A 16,724-nucleotide genomic window follows, 5' to 3' on the forward strand; every position below is an offset into this window, starting at 1 on the left:
GGTCCGATCAGATCGGACCACCCCGTCGTCGTGTGTCTCACGCCTCGATGACGTCGAAGCCCTTGTATCCGGCGGCCGCGACCTCGGCGATGATCTCGCCGTACACGCCGAATCCGCCGACGAAGGGCATGAACACCCGCGGCCTGCCCTCGATGTTCGCGCCCAGGTACCACGAATTCGCCTGGGTCATCAGCGTTCCCGCCGCCCGGGTCGCGCACTCGCGGACCCAGTCGGCCACCGCGTCCGGCCGCGCCTCGAGCGCCGTCGCTCCGCTGCTGTCGAGGAAGGCGATGGCCGCGGCCACCCAGTCGACGTGCAGTTCCGAGTGCAGCACCATGTTCGCCAGCACCGAGGGACTGCCGGGGCCGGTCAGGTTGAACAGGTTGGGGAAGCCCGTCATCCCCAGTCCCAGATAGGTCTTCGGGCCTTCCCGCCACGCCTCGTTGAGCGATTCGCCGCCGCGGCCGACGATGTTCATCCGCGACACCGATCCGGTCATCGCGTCGAATCCGGTGGCCAGCACCAGGGTGTCGATCGGGTAGTGCGCGTCGCTGGTGTGCACGCCCGCCGCGTCGACGCGGGTGATCGGTGTCGCCCGCAGGTCGACGAGCTCGACATTGTCGCGGTTGTAGGTCTGGTAGTAGTTCGTGTCGGTGCAGATGCGCTTGGTGCCGATCGGGTGATCGCGCGGGACCAGCAGGTCGGCCACCCGCTGGTCGTCGATCACGGCACGCACCTTCTCCTCCCAGAACAGCCGGGCGGTGTCGTTGGCGGGCAGGGTGACCAGCTGGTCGGGGAAGGTCTTGCTGAACAGCACACCGCCCAGCGCCCAGCGCTTCTCGTAGGCCTCGCGCAGTTCCTGTTCGCTCACCTCGAGCGCGGACCGCGGGTGCGCCTGGTGCGGGGAACCGCCGCCACTGGCCATCGACAACCGTCTGCGCTCGGGGTAGTTCGCCTTCTGCGCCTGCCGTTCCTCCTCGCTCAGCGGTGTATTACCGGCGGGCACACTGTAATTGGCGGTGCGCTGGAAGACGTGCAGCTGCCCGGCCTGCTCGGCCAGGCACGGGATCGTCTGGATGCCGGAGGATCCGGTGCCGATGACGCCCACCCGCTGCCCGGTGAGGTCGACGCCCTCGTGCGGCCAGTGCGAGGTGTGCAGGGTCTGACCCGCGAACGTCTCGAGGCCGTCGATGGCCGGGGTGTTCGCGTTCGACAGCGGCCCGGTGGCCAGCACCACGAACCGGGCCGAGACCGCGCGCCCGGTGTCGGTGGCGACCTGCCAGCGCAGGGTCTGCTCGTCGAGCACGATATCGGTGACGCGCGTGCCGAACTCGATGTCACGAAGCAGGTCGTAGCGGTCGGCGACGTGCTCGAGGTAGGCCAGGATCTCGGGCTGGGTGGCGTACTTCTCGCTCCAGTTCCACTCCTGCTGCAGCGCGTCGTCGAAGGAGTACGAGTAGTCGACGCTCTCGACGTCGCAGCGCGCGCCCGGGTAGCGGTTCCAGTACCAGACGCCGCCGACGCCATCGCCTGCCTCGATCACCCGCACGGACAGGCCGCTGCCGCGGAATCGGTGCAGGGCGTACAGGCCGGCGATGCCCGCGCCGACGACGACCACGTCGACGTCGGCGGGGCGGTTCGCTGGTGCCGATGGGGTCTCGGGGTTCACAGTGCCTACCTTTCGATGGAGACCGGTTCTCTGCGGGCGAGGCTAAGGACGCGCGGGCCGCGAGAGCAGGTGTCCTTCCCGCTGACCGGCACGTTCTCGCATCGATCGCCTCCCGGTGATCGGGATGCTCCGCTGCGTGACCGCCGTCACCGGACCTACCGTCATCGGCACTACGAGGTGGTACCAGGAGGAAACAGTGGTGGACTGGAACGACGAGGTGGATGTGCTGGTCGCGGGGTCGGGCGGTGGCCTGGCCGGCGCCTACACCGCCGCCCGCGAAGGGCTCAGCGTCGCGGTGGTCGAGGCGACCGACAAGTTCGGCGGCACGACCGCGTATTCGGGCGGTGGCGGGGTGTGGTTCCCGTGCAACCCCGTCCTCGAGCGGGCGGGCACCGACGACACCATCGACGACGCGCTCACCTACTACCGCGCCGTCGTCGGTGACCGCACCCCCGACGAGCTGCAGCAGACCTATGTCCGCCGTGGTCGCGACCTCATCGAGTACCTCGAGGCCGACAACCACTTCGAGTTCCAGATGCTGCCGTGGCCGGACTACTTCGGTAAGGCGCCCAAGGCCAGGCTCGACGGGCAGCGCCACATCATGCCCACTCCGCTGCCCGCCGCCGAGCTGGGCGAGCTGCGCGAGTCGCTGCGCGGACCGCTCGACACCGATCGCCTCGGCGCTCCCCTGCCGGAGCTGCTGATCGGCGGGCAGGCGCTGATCGGGCGCATGCTGCGCGCGCTGTCGACCTACCCGCACGCCAAGCTCTACCTGGAATCGCCGCTGGTGGAGCTGGTAGTCGAAGACGGTGTGGTGACCGGTGCGATCGTCGAACGCGACGGCGGCCGGGTCGCGATCCGCGCCCGGCGCGGTGTGGTGCTCGCCGCGGGCGGCTTCGAGCAGAACGACGAGCTGCGCAAGCACTACGGCGTGCCCGGCGAGGCACGAGACACCATGGGGCCCTGGGGAAATCAGGGCTTGGCGCACCAGGCGGGCATCGCGGCCGGCGCCGACACCGACCTCATGGATCAGGCGTGGTGGTCGCCCGGGCTGACCCATCCGGACGGGCGCTCGGCGTTCGCGCTGTGGTTCACCGGCGGCATCTTCGTCGACCAGGAGGGCAAGCGGTTCGTCAACGAGTCGGCCCCCTATGACCGGCTCGGCCGCGACGTGATCCGCCAGATGAACGACCGCGGGCTGACCCTGCCGTTCTGGATGATCTACGACGACAAGGAGGGTGAGGTCCCGCCGATCAAGGCCACCAACGTGTCCATGGTCGAGACCCAGAAGTACGTCGACGCCGGCCTGTGGCACAGCGCCGAGACCCTCGCCGAGCTGGCCGCGAAGATCGGCGTGCCCGCGGCGAATCTCGAGGCGACCGTGGAGCGGTTCAACGGCATGGTCGCCACCGGCGTCGACCCGGATTTCGGCCGCGGCGACGAGGCCTACGATCGCGCCTTCTCCGGCGGTGAACCGCCGCTGGTGACCATCGACAAGGGCCCGTACCACGCGGCCGCGTTCGGCATTTCCGATCTCGGCACCAAGGGCGGTCTGCGCACCGACACCGCGGCCCGAGTCCTCGGCCGCGACGGCGCGCCGATCCCCGGCCTCTACGCCGCGGGCAACACCATGGCCGCGGTCAGCGGCGAGGTCTACCCCGGCGGCGGCAACCCGATCGGCGCGTCGATGCTGTTCAGCCACCTCGCCGTGCGGCACATCCTCGGCGACTGAGCGAGCTCGGGTCCCTCCCGCTGGCCGGGAGGGACCCGTCCGCGGCGGCCACCGAGTGTGGTTCCGTTCACATATTCCCCTTCTCGATATTTCAGGAGCAACACTGATGGCTTCAGCGGACGACATTCGCGCGACGGTGCGCAAATATGTGGAGGCCGTCGGCAGCGGTACGGCTGCCGACGTCGTCGCCCTCTACCGCGAGGACGCGACGGTGGAGGACCCGGTCGGCAGCGAACCGCACGTCGGCCACGCGGCGATCACCAAGTTCTACGAGGCCATCGAGCCGATGAAGCGCTCGACCGAACTGTTCTCCGTGCGCGTCGCGGGCAACAGCGCCGCGTTCAGCTTCCGCGTGGTGACCGAGTTCGGCGACCAGACGTTCACCCTCGATCCGATCGATGTCATGACCTTCGACGAGGACGCCCGCATCACCAGCATGCGCGCGTTCTGGTCCCAGGACGACATGGTCGTCGGCTGAGCTGAGGCGAGAATGACTGCGACCGAACAACACTGGGATCACGAAGTCGGCTTCCTCGTCGTCGGCAGCGGCGCGGGCGGGCTGACCGGCGCGCTCGCCGCCGCCGACCGCGGGCTCGACACCCTCGTCATCGAGAAGGCCGACGTCTACGGCGGCAGCACCGCGCTGTCGGGCGGCGGCATCTGGGTGCCCAACAATCCGGTGCTGCTGCGCGAAGGCCTCGGCGATTCCCGCGCCGACGTGCGCGCCTACCTCGACGCCGTCGTCGGCGACCGGGTGCCGACGGAGAACCTCGACGCGTTCATCGACGAGGGCCCGCGCATGCTGGCCTTCCTCGAGACCAGCCCGCATCTGCGTTTCCAGTGGTGCACCGGCTACTCCGACTACCACCCCGAGGCGCCGGGCGGGCGGCCCGCCGGCCGGTCCATCGAGCCGCTGCCGGTGGACCTCAAGCAGCTCGGCGACGACGAGGACCTGCTGCGCCCTGCCGCGCTGGCGACACCGCCGGGACTGTTCATCACGTCCAAGGACTTCGTCCAGCTCAACATGGTGACCCGCACCTGGAAGGCCCGCTGGACCGCGCTGCTGACAGGTCTGCGGGCGATCAAGGCGATCGTGCTGCGCAGGCACATGGACACCCTCGGCCGGGCCCTGATCGCCCGCCTGCGGCTGGCCCTGCGCGACGCGGGCGTGCCGCTGTGGCTGAACACGCCGCTGCGTTCGCTGATCACCGACGACTCGGGCGCGGTGCTCGGCGTGGTCGCCGAACGCGACGGCCGTGAGATCCGGATCAGGGCGCGCGACGGCGTGCTGCTGGCCACCGGCGGTTTCGAGCACAATCAGGCCATGCGCAAGCGCTATCTGCCCGAGGGCGGGCGCGACAACTTCAGCGCGGCCTCGACCGACAACACCGGTGACGGCATCGTCGCGGGTGAGAAGGTCGGCGCGGCAGTGGATCTGATGGACGACGCGTGGTGGATGCCGTCGTTCCAGCGGCCCGACGGCATCAATCAGGTGCTGGTGTCGGAGCGGTCGATCCCGCGCTCGATCATCGTCGACAGCACGGGCAAGCGCTTCACCAACGAGGCGTCGCCGTATGTGACGTTCGTGCACGCCCAGCTCGCCGGCAGCCACGATCCCGCGTGGCTGATCTTCGACGCGAAGGCCAAGAGCCGCTACCCCATCGGCGGACTCGTGCCGGGCCAGAAGTTCCCGGCATCGTGGACGGGTACCGGCCTGGTGCAGATCGCGCCGGACATCGACGGACTCGCCGCCGCGATCGGTGTTCCCGTCGCCACCTTGCGCGAGACCGTCGACCGATTCAACGGGTTCGCCCGCGACGGTCACGACGCCGACTTCGGCCGCGGCGTCAGCGCCTACGACAACTACTACGGCGACCCGACCCTGGACACCCCGGCGCTCGACGTGCTGGACAAGGGCCCGTACTACGCGCTGCGGGTGCGGATCGGCGACCTCGGCACCAAGGGCGGACTGGTCTACAACGCCGACGCCCAGGTCCTGCGCGCCGACGGCACACCCATTCCGGGCCTCTACGCCGCGGGCAACACCTCGGCCGCGGTGATGGGCAACGACTACGCGGGCGCGGGCGCGACCATCGGCCCCGCCATGGTGTTCGGCTACGTCGGCGCGCGGCACGCCGCGGGCGAGCGCTGAGGAGGCCATCATGCAACCCGTCGAATGCGGTACGTGCGGCAACAAGGTGCTGGCCGAGAAGTTCAGCCCGAGCCACACCAGCATCCAGTGGCTCGACGACGCCGAGTCCGCGTGCCCGGAGTTCGCCCGCCGCGCCGCGCTCGGCGAGCCCAGCAGCTGGATCCCGACCTGCCCGGCCCTGCGCGATTCCATCGAGAACGCTGTTCGCGCAGGCGCATTGGCGACCGATCAGGTGCGGCACGAGCCGGTCCCCGGCCGGCTCGGCTGACCCCACAGACAAGGAGAGAAATTCATGAACAGACTCGACGACCACCGCACGCTGGTGACCGGCGCCGCGTCCGGTATCGGCCAGGCCACCGTGCTGCGGCTGCTCGACGAGGGCGCCACGGTGGTCGGCGCCGACGTCTCGGCCGACGGCCTGGCCGCCACCAAGGCGCAGGCAGCCGAACGCGGCACCGCCGACCGGCTCACCACGCTGACCATCGATATCGGCGACGAGCAGTCGGTGATCGACGGTGTCCGCTCGGCGGTCGAGACCCTCGGCGGCCTGGACTCGCTGGTGAACGCGGCGGGCATCCTGCGCGCCGCGCACACCGAACAGACCTCCCTCGACCTGTGGGACCTGATCATTCGGGTCAACCTCACCGGCACCTTCCTGGTGGTCCGCGAGGCCCTGCCCACGCTGCTGGCGAACCAGAGTTCTACCGTCGTGAACTTCAGTTCCACCTCGGCGGCGTTCGCGCACCCGTACATGGCGGCCTACGCGGCGAGCAAGGGCGGCATCCAGTCCTTCACCCATGCCATCGCGCTGGAATACGGTGGCAAGGGCCTGCGCGCGGTCTGCGTCGCGCCGGGCAGCATCAAGTCCGGGATCACCGACGCCACCGGCGGTTACGTGCCCGCCGACGCCGACTGGTCACTGTTCGGCAAGCTGTCCCCGGTCCTGCCCACCGGGCTGGAATCCGGTGGCGCCGGCATGGGCGACCCGACCGCGGTGGCCGGCGTGATCGCCATGCTGGTCTCCGAGGACGGCGCCTTCATCACCGGCACCGAGATCCGCATCGACGGCGGCACCCACGCATGACCGAGCTGAGCTACGAGGCCACCCTGCGCGAGATCCGCACCGACGCGGGCGTCTTGCGCTATCACGAGGCGGGTGAGGGTCCGCCGCTGCTGCTGTTGCACGGGTCGGGTCCCGGCGTCACCGGGTGGCGCAACTACCGCGGCAACCTCGCCACCTTCGCGGACCGATTCCGTTGTCTGGTCCTGGAATTCCCCGGTTTCGGCGTCAGCGACGACTTCGGCGGTCACCCGATGGTGACCGCGCTCGACGCTGTCGTCCGGTTCGTCGACGCGCTCGGCCTCGACAGTGTCGACATCATCGGCAACTCGATGGGTGGCGGGGTGGCGCTCAATTACGCCATCGCGCACCCGGATCGGGTCGGCAAGCTGGTGACGATCGGCGGCATCGGGCGCAATATCTTCAGCCCCGGACCCGGCGAGGGCATCAAGCTGCTGCAGGAGTTCACCGAGGAACCCACCCGGGAGCGGTTGGTCCAGTGGCTGCACTCGATGGTCTACGACCCGGCGATGGTCACCGAGGAACTGATCGAGGAGCGCTGGACCCAGGCCACGGATCCGGCCACCCTGGACAGCGCGCGGCGGATGTACAGCAAGGCCGCGTTCGCGATGATGGTGCGGGCCATGGAGGCTTCCGACGCGCCGCCGCCGTGGGCGATGCTGCACAAGGTGGCTGCTCCCACGCTGATCACCTGGGGCCGCGACGACCGGGTGAGCCCGCTGGATATGGCGCTGATCCCGATGCGCACGATTCCGCGCGCCGAGCTGCACGTGTTCCCGAACTGCGGGCACTGGGCGATGATCGAGCGCAAGGACGAGTTCGAGTCGGCGGTGCTGGCGTTCTTGACCCGCAAGGATGTCGACCGGACGGTGTGATCGACGGTTCTACCGGCCCCCTGTGACGCGGGAAGGAGGAGTCCTCACTCTCTTCCCTTTCCAACATATAGCGCACAGGGGGCCTTGCCGCAAGGCCCCCTGTGTGCCGCATAATCGTCGGCCGAAGCCAGAAGCTGCGGAAATGGGAGTGAACGACGCGCTCCGCCGGGATCGGCGAACCGGGAAAGTGAGGGCATGTGTCAACTCAGGGATATCAGGACGAACTGCGGTCCGAGCAGAACTATGTGGACGGGCTGTACGCGAAGCTCGATGCCGAGCGCACCCGGGTGAAGGGCCGCTACAGCGCGGCGCTGCGCGGCAAGGGCGTCTCGGCGATGGAACGCGACTTCGAGGTGCGTGCGCTGGGCAGGCAGGCCAAACGGCTGGATGTGGCCGACAACGGGCTGTGCTTCGGCCGGCTCGACTCCCTCTCCGGCGAGGCCTCCTACATCGGCCGGATCGGCCTGTTCGACGAGGCGAACGAGTTCGAGCCGCTGCTGCTGGACTGGCGGGCGCCGGCGGCGCGCGCGTTCTATGTCGCGACCGCCGCGACGCCGGAGGACATGCGCAGGCGCCGCCAATTCCACACGCGCGGGCGGCAGGTGACCGACTTCACCGACGAGGTGCTCGGCAGGCCCGATGGTGACGAGCGGGGCGACGCGGCCCTGCTCGCGGCGGTCAACGCACCGCGCGGTGCGGGCATGCGCGACATCGTCGCGACGATCCAGGCCGAGCAGGACGAGATCATCCGGCTCGATCACCCTGGCGTGCTCGTCATCGAGGGCGGGCCAGGCACCGGCAAGACCGTGGTGGCCCTGCATCGCGTCGCGTATCTGCTCTACACCCAGCGCGAACGGATGGAACGCCAGGGTGTGCTGGTGGTCGGCCCGAATCCGGCCTTCCTGAACCACATCGCGCATGTGCTGCCGTCGCTGGGCGAGACCAATGTGGTGTTCACGACCGCGGGCGATCTGCTGCCCGGGCTGCACGTCACCGCGGAGGACGCTCCAGAAGCCGCGCGGCACAAGGGATCCCTGCGAATCCTCGACGTGCTCGCGGCCGCCGTCGCCGATCGGCAGCGGCTGCCGGTGGATCCGGTGCCGATCGAGCTCGCGGATGTCACCGTGCGCATCGACGCCGAGACCGCGCAGTGGGCGACCGAGGAAGCACGCGCAAGCGGGCGGCCACACAACGAGGCGCGGGAGGTGTTCCGCGAGATCGTCACCTATGTGCTCACCGAGCGGGCCATCGGCCGGATCGGGAAGGGCTGGCTCACCCGCGACGACCGCGAGGCGTGGGAACAGCTGCGGACCGATCTGATCGCCGAACTCGCCGAGAACGAGGCGTTCACCGCGGCCCTGGACGAGCTCTGGCCGATCCTGACCCCGGAAACCTTCCTCGCCCAGCTGTATTCGTCACCGGAACGGTTGCGCGCCGCCGGTGCCCACGAGTCGCTGTACCGCGCCGATGGCGACGCCTGGACAGTGTCGGATGTCGCGCTGCTCGACGAACTCGTCGACCTGCTCGGCCGGCACAAGCCCGTCGACGACACCGCCGAGCGGGAACGCAAGGCCGAGGCCGCCTACGCCGCGCGGGTGCTCGAGGACACCATGGTCAGCCGGGAAGACCACATGGACGACGAGGATCACCTCTTCGCCAAGGACATGCTCTTCGGCGAGGACCTGGCCGAACGTTTCCTGGAGCGCGACACCAGGGAACTCGCCGAACGCGCTGCCGCGGAACGGGATTGGACCTATCGGCACGTCGTGGTCGACGAGGCGCAGGAATTGTCGGAGATGGACTGGCGGGTGCTGATGCGGCGCTGCCCCGGCAAGTCGTTCACCGTGGTGGGCGATCTCGCCCAGCGCCGCTCGGCGGCGGGCGCGACATCGTGGGCCACCATGATGGAGCCCTACGTCCCCGGCCGCTGGGTCTACCGCGCGCTGACGGTGAACTACCGCACCCCCGCCGAGATCATGGCCGTCGCGGGGGCGGTCCTCGCCGAGTTCGCGCCGGAGGTCACGCCACCGGAATCGGTCCGCGCGTGCGGAGTGCGGCCGTGGGCCCGGCGCGTCGATCCGGCGGACTTGTCCACGGCCATCGCGGAATTCGTGCGGGACGAAGCAGAGCGCGAGGGCACCAGCATCGTGATCGGGCCGCCGGATGTGCCGGGCACGGTTGCCGCGTCGGAGACCAAAGGCCTCGAATACGACGCGGTGCTGGTGGTGGAACCGGAACGGATCCTCGCAGACGGGCCACGCGGTGCGGCCGAACTGTATGTCGCACTCACCCGCGCCACCCAGCGCCTCGGCGTGCTGCATCACGGCGAGTTGCCGCAGGCGCTACGCGAACTGGCCGACGCGCCGACTCCTGTTTCGGCGCGCTGACGCCACACGCGCCGCACTGCCCTGGCCGACGCGTCGGCGCCCGTGCCGGCGCGCCGACGCCCGCGCGGGCTGCCGATCGGCAGCCCGCGCGTCGTCGCCGCGTCAGCGCTGGGTGCTGCCCGCGTCGATGGGCAGCGTCACCGCGGTGATGTAGCGGCCCTCGTCCGAGGCCAGGAACAGCGCCGCGTTGGCGATGTCGACCGGTTCGACCCACGGGATCGGGAGCATGTTCATCGACACGGCCGCCTCCGCGAATTCCTCGCGGGTGGGATGTTCGCGGTCGGGCCGGAACACCTTGCGCACCATGTCGTTCTGGATCATCGGGGTGTCGACATTGGTCGGATGGACCGAGTTCACCCGGACATGATGCGGGGCGAGTTCCTTGGCGAGTGAGCGCATCAGCCCGACCACCCCGTGTTTGGCGGCGGTGTAATGCGCGACGCCGACCAGTCCGCGCAGACCGGCGATCGAGCTGGTCAGGATCATCGCGCCGCCGCCACGGCTGATCAGGTGCGGGGTGGCGGCCTTGCAGGTCTGCCACACACCGGTCAGGTTGACGTCGATCATGGTGTGCCACTGCTGCTCGGTGAGGTCGAGCGCGCCGCCGCTGGAGCTGATTCCGGCGGTGGCGCAGACGATGTCGAGGCCGCCCAGTTCCGCGACACCGGCGTCGACGGCGCCGCGCAGTGCCGCGCCGTCGCGGACATCGACTGTCGCGGCGACGATCCGCGCGCCCGTCGCCTCGACCGCGCGCACGGTCTCGGCGAGGTCGTCGTGGGTCGCGCCGGGCGACACGACAGTCTCGACCGGCCCGCAGATGTCGACCGCGATGATGTCGGCGCCCTCCTCGGCCAGCCGGATCGCCTGGGCGCGGCCGATGCCGCGCGCGGCGCCGGTGATGAGGGCGATCTTGCCCGAAACCCGTCCCATGTCACACCTTCTGAGTCAGTCCGGCATCCACCACGAGCTGGGTTCCCGTCACGTAACGGGACTCGTCGGATGCGAGGAAGAGCACGGCATTGCTGATGTCGACCGGATCCACCCACGGCACCGGCAGCAGCGTGCGGGCGGCCAGCGCCTCGGCCGCGTCCTGCTGGGTCGGGTTCGGCAGGTCGGGCCGGAGTTTGGCGTACACCGTGTCGTTGAGGATCATCGGCGTCGCCACCGAGCCGGGATGCACCGTGTTGACCCGGATCCCACGCGGGCCGAGTTCGTTGGCCAGGGTCCGGGCGAGCCCGACCACGGCGTGCTTGCTCGCCGAATAGTGCGAGGCGGTGGCCGCGCCGGTGATGCCGTTGGTGGAGCTGACGATCACGATCGAGCCGCCGTCGCTCAGCGCCGGGACACCGGCACGCACCGTGTGCCACATGCCGGTGAGATTGATATCCATGGTGCGCTGCCAGGCGTCGTCCGACAGCTCCCAGGACAGGCCGAGATCGCTGTAGATCCCGGCATTGGCCACGATCACATCGAGGCGGCCCAGCGCGGCGATCCCGTCGGCGACGGCCACGTCCAGCGACGCCTGGTCGCGCACGTCGGCCACCGCGGTCACGCACAGGCGGCCCGTTGCCTCGACCTCCGCCGCGGTCTGCGCCAGTGCGGCGGCCGCGGGCTCGATGTCGACGGCGATGATGTCGGCGCCTTCCTCGGCCAGGCGGCGGCAATGGGCGCGGCCCATCCCGCCGGCCGCGCCGGTCACCAGCGCGACGGTGTTCTGCATGCGGTTCATCGGGCGCCCCCGGGAGGTCGAGTGTCCACGAGGCCGACGCTAGGGTCGCCGCCCGGCGCGTCCGCCCTGGTCTTCCCGGTCAGTGGGCAGTGCGCGGCGATCTCCCGTCCACCGGGAGCCACGGGCCACGGGACCCCGCAGAACTGCGACGGTAGCCCCGCACACCGGCTCTGTGATCGAGGAGGACACCAGTGACGAGGGCGACTGTCGACGTACCGCGTGGCTCGCGGGTGGTGACGCTGCGCGTGGCGGCCGTGATCGAGGAGACCGCGGACGCGCGCACGCTCGTGTTCGACGTGCCCGACCACGCCGCCGACCGGTTCGCCTACCGGCCCGGCCAGTTCCTCACGCTGCGCATTCCGAGCGAGCGGACCGGACCGGTCGCGCGCTGCTATTCACTGGCGAGCTCGCCGTTCACCGGGGAAGCGCCGCAGGTGACGGTCAAGCGCACGCCCGGCGGCTACGGCTCGAACTGGCTGTGCGACAACATCTCCGTCGGCGACACCCTCGATGTGCTGCCCCCGCTGGGCACCTTCACCCCGGCCTCCCTCGACACCGATCTGCTGCTGTGGGCGGCGGGTAGCGGCATCACCCCGGTGATGTCGATCCTGCGGTCGGCCCTGGCACGCGGTTCGGGCCGGGTGGTGCTGTTCTACGCCAATCGCGAGCAGGAGTCGGTCATCTTCGCCGAGGCCCTGCGCGAGCTCGCCGCCCGGTATCCGGGCCGGGTGAGCGTGGTGCACTGGCTCGAATCGCTGCAGGGCCTGCCGAGCACCGCCCAGCTGGCGCAGTTCGCCGCCCCGTATGCGACCTACGAGTCGTTCGTGTGCGGGCCTGGCCCGTTCATGTCGGCGGTGACCGACGCGCTGGCCGGTGCCGGGTGGCCGCGCGAGCGCGTCACCACCGAGGTGTTCGTCTCGCTGTCGGGTGATCCGTTCGCCGAGCCGGAGCCGCTCGATCCCGCTGACACCGACGACGCGGCCCACGTCGAGGTGGAACTCGACGGCACCGTGCACGCCCTGAGCTGGCCGCGCTCGCGCACCCTCGTCGACGTGATGCTGGCCGACGGCCTCGATGTCCCCTACTCCTGCCGCGAAGGCGAATGCGGTTCGTGCGCGTGCACCGTCGTCGACGGCGAGGTCAGCATGGCCAATGCCGCGATCCTCGATCAGGAGGACATCGACGCGGGCTACGCCCTGGCCTGCCAGGCCCGTCCGTGCACGGACAAGGTCCGCATCCGCTTCTGACCGAGAGGTGTTCTGTGGCAACCGATACCGCCCGATCCGAGGTCGGGTTCGGCTCGGACCGTGGCCCCGTGCTCGCCTCGCTGATGCTCGCCACCGGACTCGTCGCGCTCGATTCGACGATCCTGGCGACCGCGGTCCTGTCGATCACCGACAACCTCGGCGACTTCGGGCTGTTCCCCTGGCTGTTCACGAGCTACCTGCTCGCCCAGGCGGTGACGGTGCCGATCTACGGCGCACTCGCCGACACCTTCGGCCGTAAGCCGGTGATGCTGTTCGGCATCGTGGTCTTCGCGCTCGGTTCGCTGCTGTGCGGTCTCGCGAGCAGCATGCTCGCGCTGATCGTTTTCCGTGCCGTCCAGGGCATCGGCGCCGGGGCCATCCAGCCGACGACCATGGTCATCGCGGGTGATCTGTACACGCTGGCCGAACGCGCCACGGTCCAGGGCTATCTGGCCGGGGTGTGGGCGGTGGCGTCGGTGACGGGTCCGCTGCTCGGCGGCCTCTGCGCCGACTATCTCGGCTGGCGGTGGATCTTCCTGGCAAACCTGCCGCTGGCCGTGCTCGCCGCCTGGATGCTCGCCCGCAATTTCCCCGAGTCGGTGCCCCGGCGGCACCGTAGCGTCGACTACGCGGGCGCGCTGCTGCTGACGCTCGGCGCGGGGGCGCTCGTCCTCGGCCTGCTCGAAGGTGGCCGCACCTGGGCGTGGGGTTCTCCGGCAGGCCTGGCCGTCTTCGCCTGCGCCGCGCTGTCGCTCACGCTGTTCGTAGTGGTGGAATCGCGGGCCGTGCGGCCGATTCTGCCGCTGTGGGTGTTCACCCGGCGGGTGGTGATCGCGAGCAGTGTCGCCGCCATGCTCGGTGGGGCGCTGCTGTTCGGGTTCACGACCTATGTGCCGATGTTCAATCAGGGCGTGCTCGGCTCCAGCGCGCTGGTCGCCGGGGTCGTCACCGGTGCGCTCACTCTCGGCTGGCCCTTGGCCGCGGCCAGGGCGGGAAAGGTGTACCTGCGCTTCGGGTTCCGCACCTGCGCGGTGCTCGGCAGTTCCGTCGCGGCGATCGGTGCGGCGACGACACTGCTGCTCGACGAGAACTCCGAGCTGTGGCAGGTCGCCGTCTCGTGTTTCGTGGTCGGCGCCGGCATGGGCTTGGTGGCGACGCCCACGCTCATCGCGGCACAGACGAGCGCGGAGTGGACCGAGCGCGGAGTCGTCACCTCGGCGAACATGTTCGCGCGGTCGCTGGGCAGCGCGGTGGGGGTCGCCGTGTTCGGTGCGATCGTCAACGCGCGCCTCGGGAGTGCGGACGCGCCGTCGCCGCAGACGCTGTCGGCCGCCGTGCACCTGGTGTTCGCCACCATCGCGGCGATGACCGTCGTGCTGGTGGCGGCGTGCGCGGCGATTCCCGGCCGCGCCGCGCATTTTCCTGCCCATCCAGCGGGAAGGGCGGGCCCGCTGCGCCGTCTCGAGCACGAGCATGGGGTGGCATCACCAGACGAGAAGAGGGAGCCAGGATGCTGACAACCAGCATGCGCGCCGAGCTCGCCGCCGAACTGGCGCGAGCGGAGCAGGATCGGGTGGCCGTGTCCCCCATCGCCGACCGGTATCCGGGCATCGACGTGGTCGACGCGTACGAGATCCAGCTCCTCAATATCCGGGGCAAGCTGGATGACGGCGGGAAGGTCGTCGGCCACAAGGTCGGGCTGTCGTCGAAGGCGATGCAGGAGATGATGGGTGTCGACGAGCCCGACTACGGTCACCTGCTCGCCGAGATGGAGGTCTTCGAGGACGTCCCGGTCGACACCGCCAAGTACCTGCTGCCGCGCGTGGAGGTCGAGGTCGGGTTCGTGCTCGGCGCCGACCTGCCCGGCGAAGACTGCACCGAGGCCGACGTGCTGGCCGCGACCCTCGCCTACGCGCCCTCGATCGAACTCATCGACTCGCGTATCAAAGACTGGAAGATCGGGCTGACCGACACCATCTCCGACAACGCCTCCTCGGCCGGTTTCGTACTCGGCAAGCAGCGCGTCGCACCCGCCGACATCGACATCAAAGCCATCGACGCCGTGCTCACCCGCAACGGCGAGGTCATCGCCGAGGGCCGCAGCGACGCCGTCCTCGGTGATCCGGTGATCGCGGTCGCGTGGCTGGCGCGCAAGGTCGCGACCTTCGGGGTGCGGTTGCGCAAGGGCGACATCGTGCTGCCCGGTTCCTGCACCCGCGCCATCGACGCCCGCCCCGGTGACGACTTCCTCGCCGAGTTCACCGGACTCGGTTCCGTCCGTTTGCGTTTCCGCTGAACCAGACTTCCCAAGGAGTACACCGTGACCAGCAAAGTCACCGCCGCGATCGTGGGGTCCGGCAACATCAGCACCGATCTGCTCTACAAGCTGCTGCGCTCGGACAAGATCGAGCCGCGCTGGATGATCGGCATCGACCCTGATTCGGAAGGGCTCAAGCGGGCACGCGGGCTGGGTCTGGAAACCTCCGCCGAGGGCGCGGACTGGCTACTCGCCCTCGACGAGAAGCCGGATCTGCTGTTCGAGGCCACCTCCGCCTACGTCCACCGCGCGTACGCGCCGAAATACGAAGCCGCCGGCATCCGCGCCGTCGACCTCACCCCGGCCGCGGTCGGCCCGGCCGTGATCCCCCCGGTGAACCTGGATACGCTGCGCGACGCCCCGAACGTCAACATGATCACCTGTGGTGGCCAGGCCACCATTCCCATGGTCGCGGCCGTGTCGCGGGTCGTGCCGGTGCAGTATGCCGAGATCGTGGCGTCGGTGTCCTCGGTCTCGGCCGGACCGGGAACCCGCGCGAACATCGACGAGTTCACCAAAACCACCTCCAAAGGCGTCGAGACCATCGGCGGCGCGCAGCGGGGCAAGGCCATCATCATCCTGAACCCGGCCGAGCCGCCGATGATCATGCGCGACACCATCTTCTGCGCCATTCCCGAGGACGCCGATCGCGATGCCATCGCCGAGAGCATCTTTCGCATGGAGAAGTCGATCCAGGAGTACGTGCCCGGCTACCGGCTGCTCAACGATCCCCAGTTCGACGAACCGTCGGTGATCTCCGGTGGCATGGCGAAGGTGTCGATCTTCGTCGAGGTCGAGGGCGCCGGCGACTTCCTGCCCCCGTACGCGGGCAATCTCGACATCATGACCGCCGCCGCCACCCGCGTGGGTGACGTGCTGGCCGACCAGATCATCTCGGCTCGGGTGTAAGGAGCTCACATCATGGTTTACTCAGCTGATCTCGACATCCGAGTTACCGACACTTCCCTGCGTGACGGTTCCCACCACAAGCGGCATCAGTTCACCGCGACCGAGGTCCGCGACATCGTCGCCGCCCTCGACGGCGCGGGCGTGCCGGTCATCGAAGTCACCCACGGTGACGGCCTCGGCGGTTCCTCGTTCAACTACGGGTTCTCGAAAACCCCTGAGCAGGAACTGATCAAGGCCGCCGCGGAAACAGCGAAGAACGCCAAGATCGCCTTCCTCATGCTGCCGGGAGTCGGCATCAAGGAAGACATCAAGATCGCACAGGGCAACGGGGCGTCGATCTGCCGCGTGGCGACGCACTGCACCGAAGCCGATGTGTCCGTGCAGCACTTCACCGCGGCCCGCGAGCTCGGCCTGGAAACCGTCGGCTTCCTGATGATGTCGCACACCCAGCCCCCGGAATTCCTGGCCGAGCAGGCCCGCATCATGGCCGACGCTGGCTGCCAGTGCGTCTATGTCGTCGACTCCGCGGGCGCCCTTGTCCTGGAACAGGTCTCGGACCGGGTGTCCGCGCTCGTCGCCGAGCTCGGCACCGACGCGCAGGTGGGTTTCCACGGCCACGAGAATCT

At 69.5% G+C, this 16,724-nt stretch carries 15 protein-coding genes; 12 read left to right on the forward strand and 3 right to left on the reverse strand.

All coding sequences use genetic code 11. The annotated features are described in order from the left end of the window. Positions 1–37: 37 nt before the first annotated feature. The gene (locus ACWF9G_RS33650) at positions 38–1,669 is read right to left on the reverse strand and encodes a flavin-containing monooxygenase (RefSeq protein ID WP_452520218.1); all 1,632 of its coding nucleotides are present in this window, start codon (positions 1,667–1,669) and stop codon (positions 38–40) included. Between the two features lie 196 nt (positions 1,670–1,865). Here ACWF9G_RS33650 and ACWF9G_RS33655 point away from each other — a divergent pair, with 196 nt between their 5' ends. The 7 genes from ACWF9G_RS33655 to helR all read left to right on the forward strand — a co-directional run bounded on the left by ACWF9G_RS33655 (position 1,866) and on the right by helR (position 9,896). Continuing rightward, entirely contained in the window at positions 1,866–3,401 is a 1,536-nt protein-coding gene (locus tag ACWF9G_RS33655) for an FAD-binding protein (RefSeq protein ID WP_452520241.1), read from the forward strand. A gap of 106 nt (positions 3,402–3,507) precedes the next feature. After that, positions 3,508–3,879: a nuclear transport factor 2 family protein gene (locus ACWF9G_RS33660; protein ID WP_452520220.1), complete on the forward strand. Its 372-nt coding sequence runs from the start codon at positions 3,508–3,510 to the stop codon at positions 3,877–3,879. 12 nt (positions 3,880–3,891) lie between these two features. Then, entirely contained in the window at positions 3,892–5,553 is a 1,662-nt protein-coding gene (locus ACWF9G_RS33665) for an FAD-binding protein (RefSeq protein ID WP_452520222.1), read from the forward strand. Between the two features lie 10 nt (positions 5,554–5,563). Continuing rightward, entirely contained in the window at positions 5,564–5,821 is a 258-nt protein-coding gene (locus ACWF9G_RS33670) for a hypothetical protein (RefSeq protein WP_379311323.1), read from the forward strand. Between the two features lie 24 nt (positions 5,822–5,845). Continuing rightward, positions 5,846–6,637: an SDR family NAD(P)-dependent oxidoreductase gene (locus tag ACWF9G_RS33675; RefSeq protein ID WP_379311324.1), complete on the forward strand. Its 792-nt coding sequence runs from the start codon at positions 5,846–5,848 to the stop codon at positions 6,635–6,637. Then, complete coding sequence (locus tag ACWF9G_RS33680) at positions 6,634–7,509, forward strand: alpha/beta fold hydrolase (RefSeq protein ID WP_452520224.1); 876 nt, start codon at positions 6,634–6,636, stop codon at positions 7,507–7,509. The genes ACWF9G_RS33675 and ACWF9G_RS33680 overlap by 4 nt, the downstream gene beginning before the upstream one ends. A 197-nt stretch (positions 7,510–7,706) precedes the next feature. Further along, entirely contained in the window at positions 7,707–9,896 is a 2,190-nt protein-coding gene (gene helR, locus ACWF9G_RS33685) for an RNA polymerase recycling motor ATPase HelR (RefSeq protein ID WP_452520225.1), read from the forward strand. Between the two features lie 102 nt (positions 9,897–9,998). Here helR and ACWF9G_RS33690 read toward each other — a convergent pair whose 3' ends face one another. Both ACWF9G_RS33690 and ACWF9G_RS33695 read right to left on the reverse strand, forming a co-directional pair. Next, entirely contained in the window at positions 9,999–10,826 is an 828-nt protein-coding gene (locus tag ACWF9G_RS33690) for a mycofactocin-coupled SDR family oxidoreductase (protein ID WP_452520227.1), read from the reverse strand. Between the two features lies 1 nt (position 10,827). Then, positions 10,828–11,625 carry a mycofactocin-coupled SDR family oxidoreductase gene (locus ACWF9G_RS33695; RefSeq protein ID WP_452520229.1) on the reverse strand — a complete coding sequence of 266 codons (798 nt, stop codon included), beginning with the start codon at positions 11,623–11,625 and terminating at the stop codon, positions 10,828–10,830. Between the two features lie 191 nt (positions 11,626–11,816). Here ACWF9G_RS33695 and ACWF9G_RS33700 point away from each other — a divergent pair, with 191 nt between their 5' ends. The 5 genes from ACWF9G_RS33700 to dmpG form a co-directional block, all read left to right on the forward strand. Beyond that, positions 11,817–12,872, forward strand: coding sequence for a 2Fe-2S iron-sulfur cluster-binding protein (locus tag ACWF9G_RS33700; RefSeq protein WP_452520231.1), 1,056 nt, complete (start codon positions 11,817–11,819; stop codon positions 12,870–12,872). Positions 12,873–12,886: 14 nt separating this feature from the next. Then, on the forward strand, positions 12,887–14,389 hold the full coding sequence (locus ACWF9G_RS33705) for an MDR family MFS transporter (RefSeq protein ID WP_452520233.1): 1,503 nt from the start codon (positions 12,887–12,889) through the stop codon (positions 14,387–14,389). Then, positions 14,383–15,168, forward strand: coding sequence for a 2-keto-4-pentenoate hydratase (locus ACWF9G_RS33710; protein ID WP_452520235.1), 786 nt, complete (start codon positions 14,383–14,385; stop codon positions 15,166–15,168). Before ACWF9G_RS33705 ends, ACWF9G_RS33710 begins: the two co-directional genes overlap by 7 nt. Before the next feature lie 24 nt (positions 15,169–15,192). Next, entirely contained in the window at positions 15,193–16,098 is a 906-nt protein-coding gene (locus ACWF9G_RS33715) for an acetaldehyde dehydrogenase (acetylating) (protein WP_452520237.1), read from the forward strand. Between the two features lie 12 nt (positions 16,099–16,110). Further along, the coding region (gene dmpG, locus ACWF9G_RS33720) for a 4-hydroxy-2-oxovalerate aldolase (RefSeq protein ID WP_452520239.1) at positions 16,111–16,724 on the forward strand (614 nt) is incomplete at its 3' end.

Source organism: Nocardia sp. NPDC055029 (assembly GCF_053608525.1).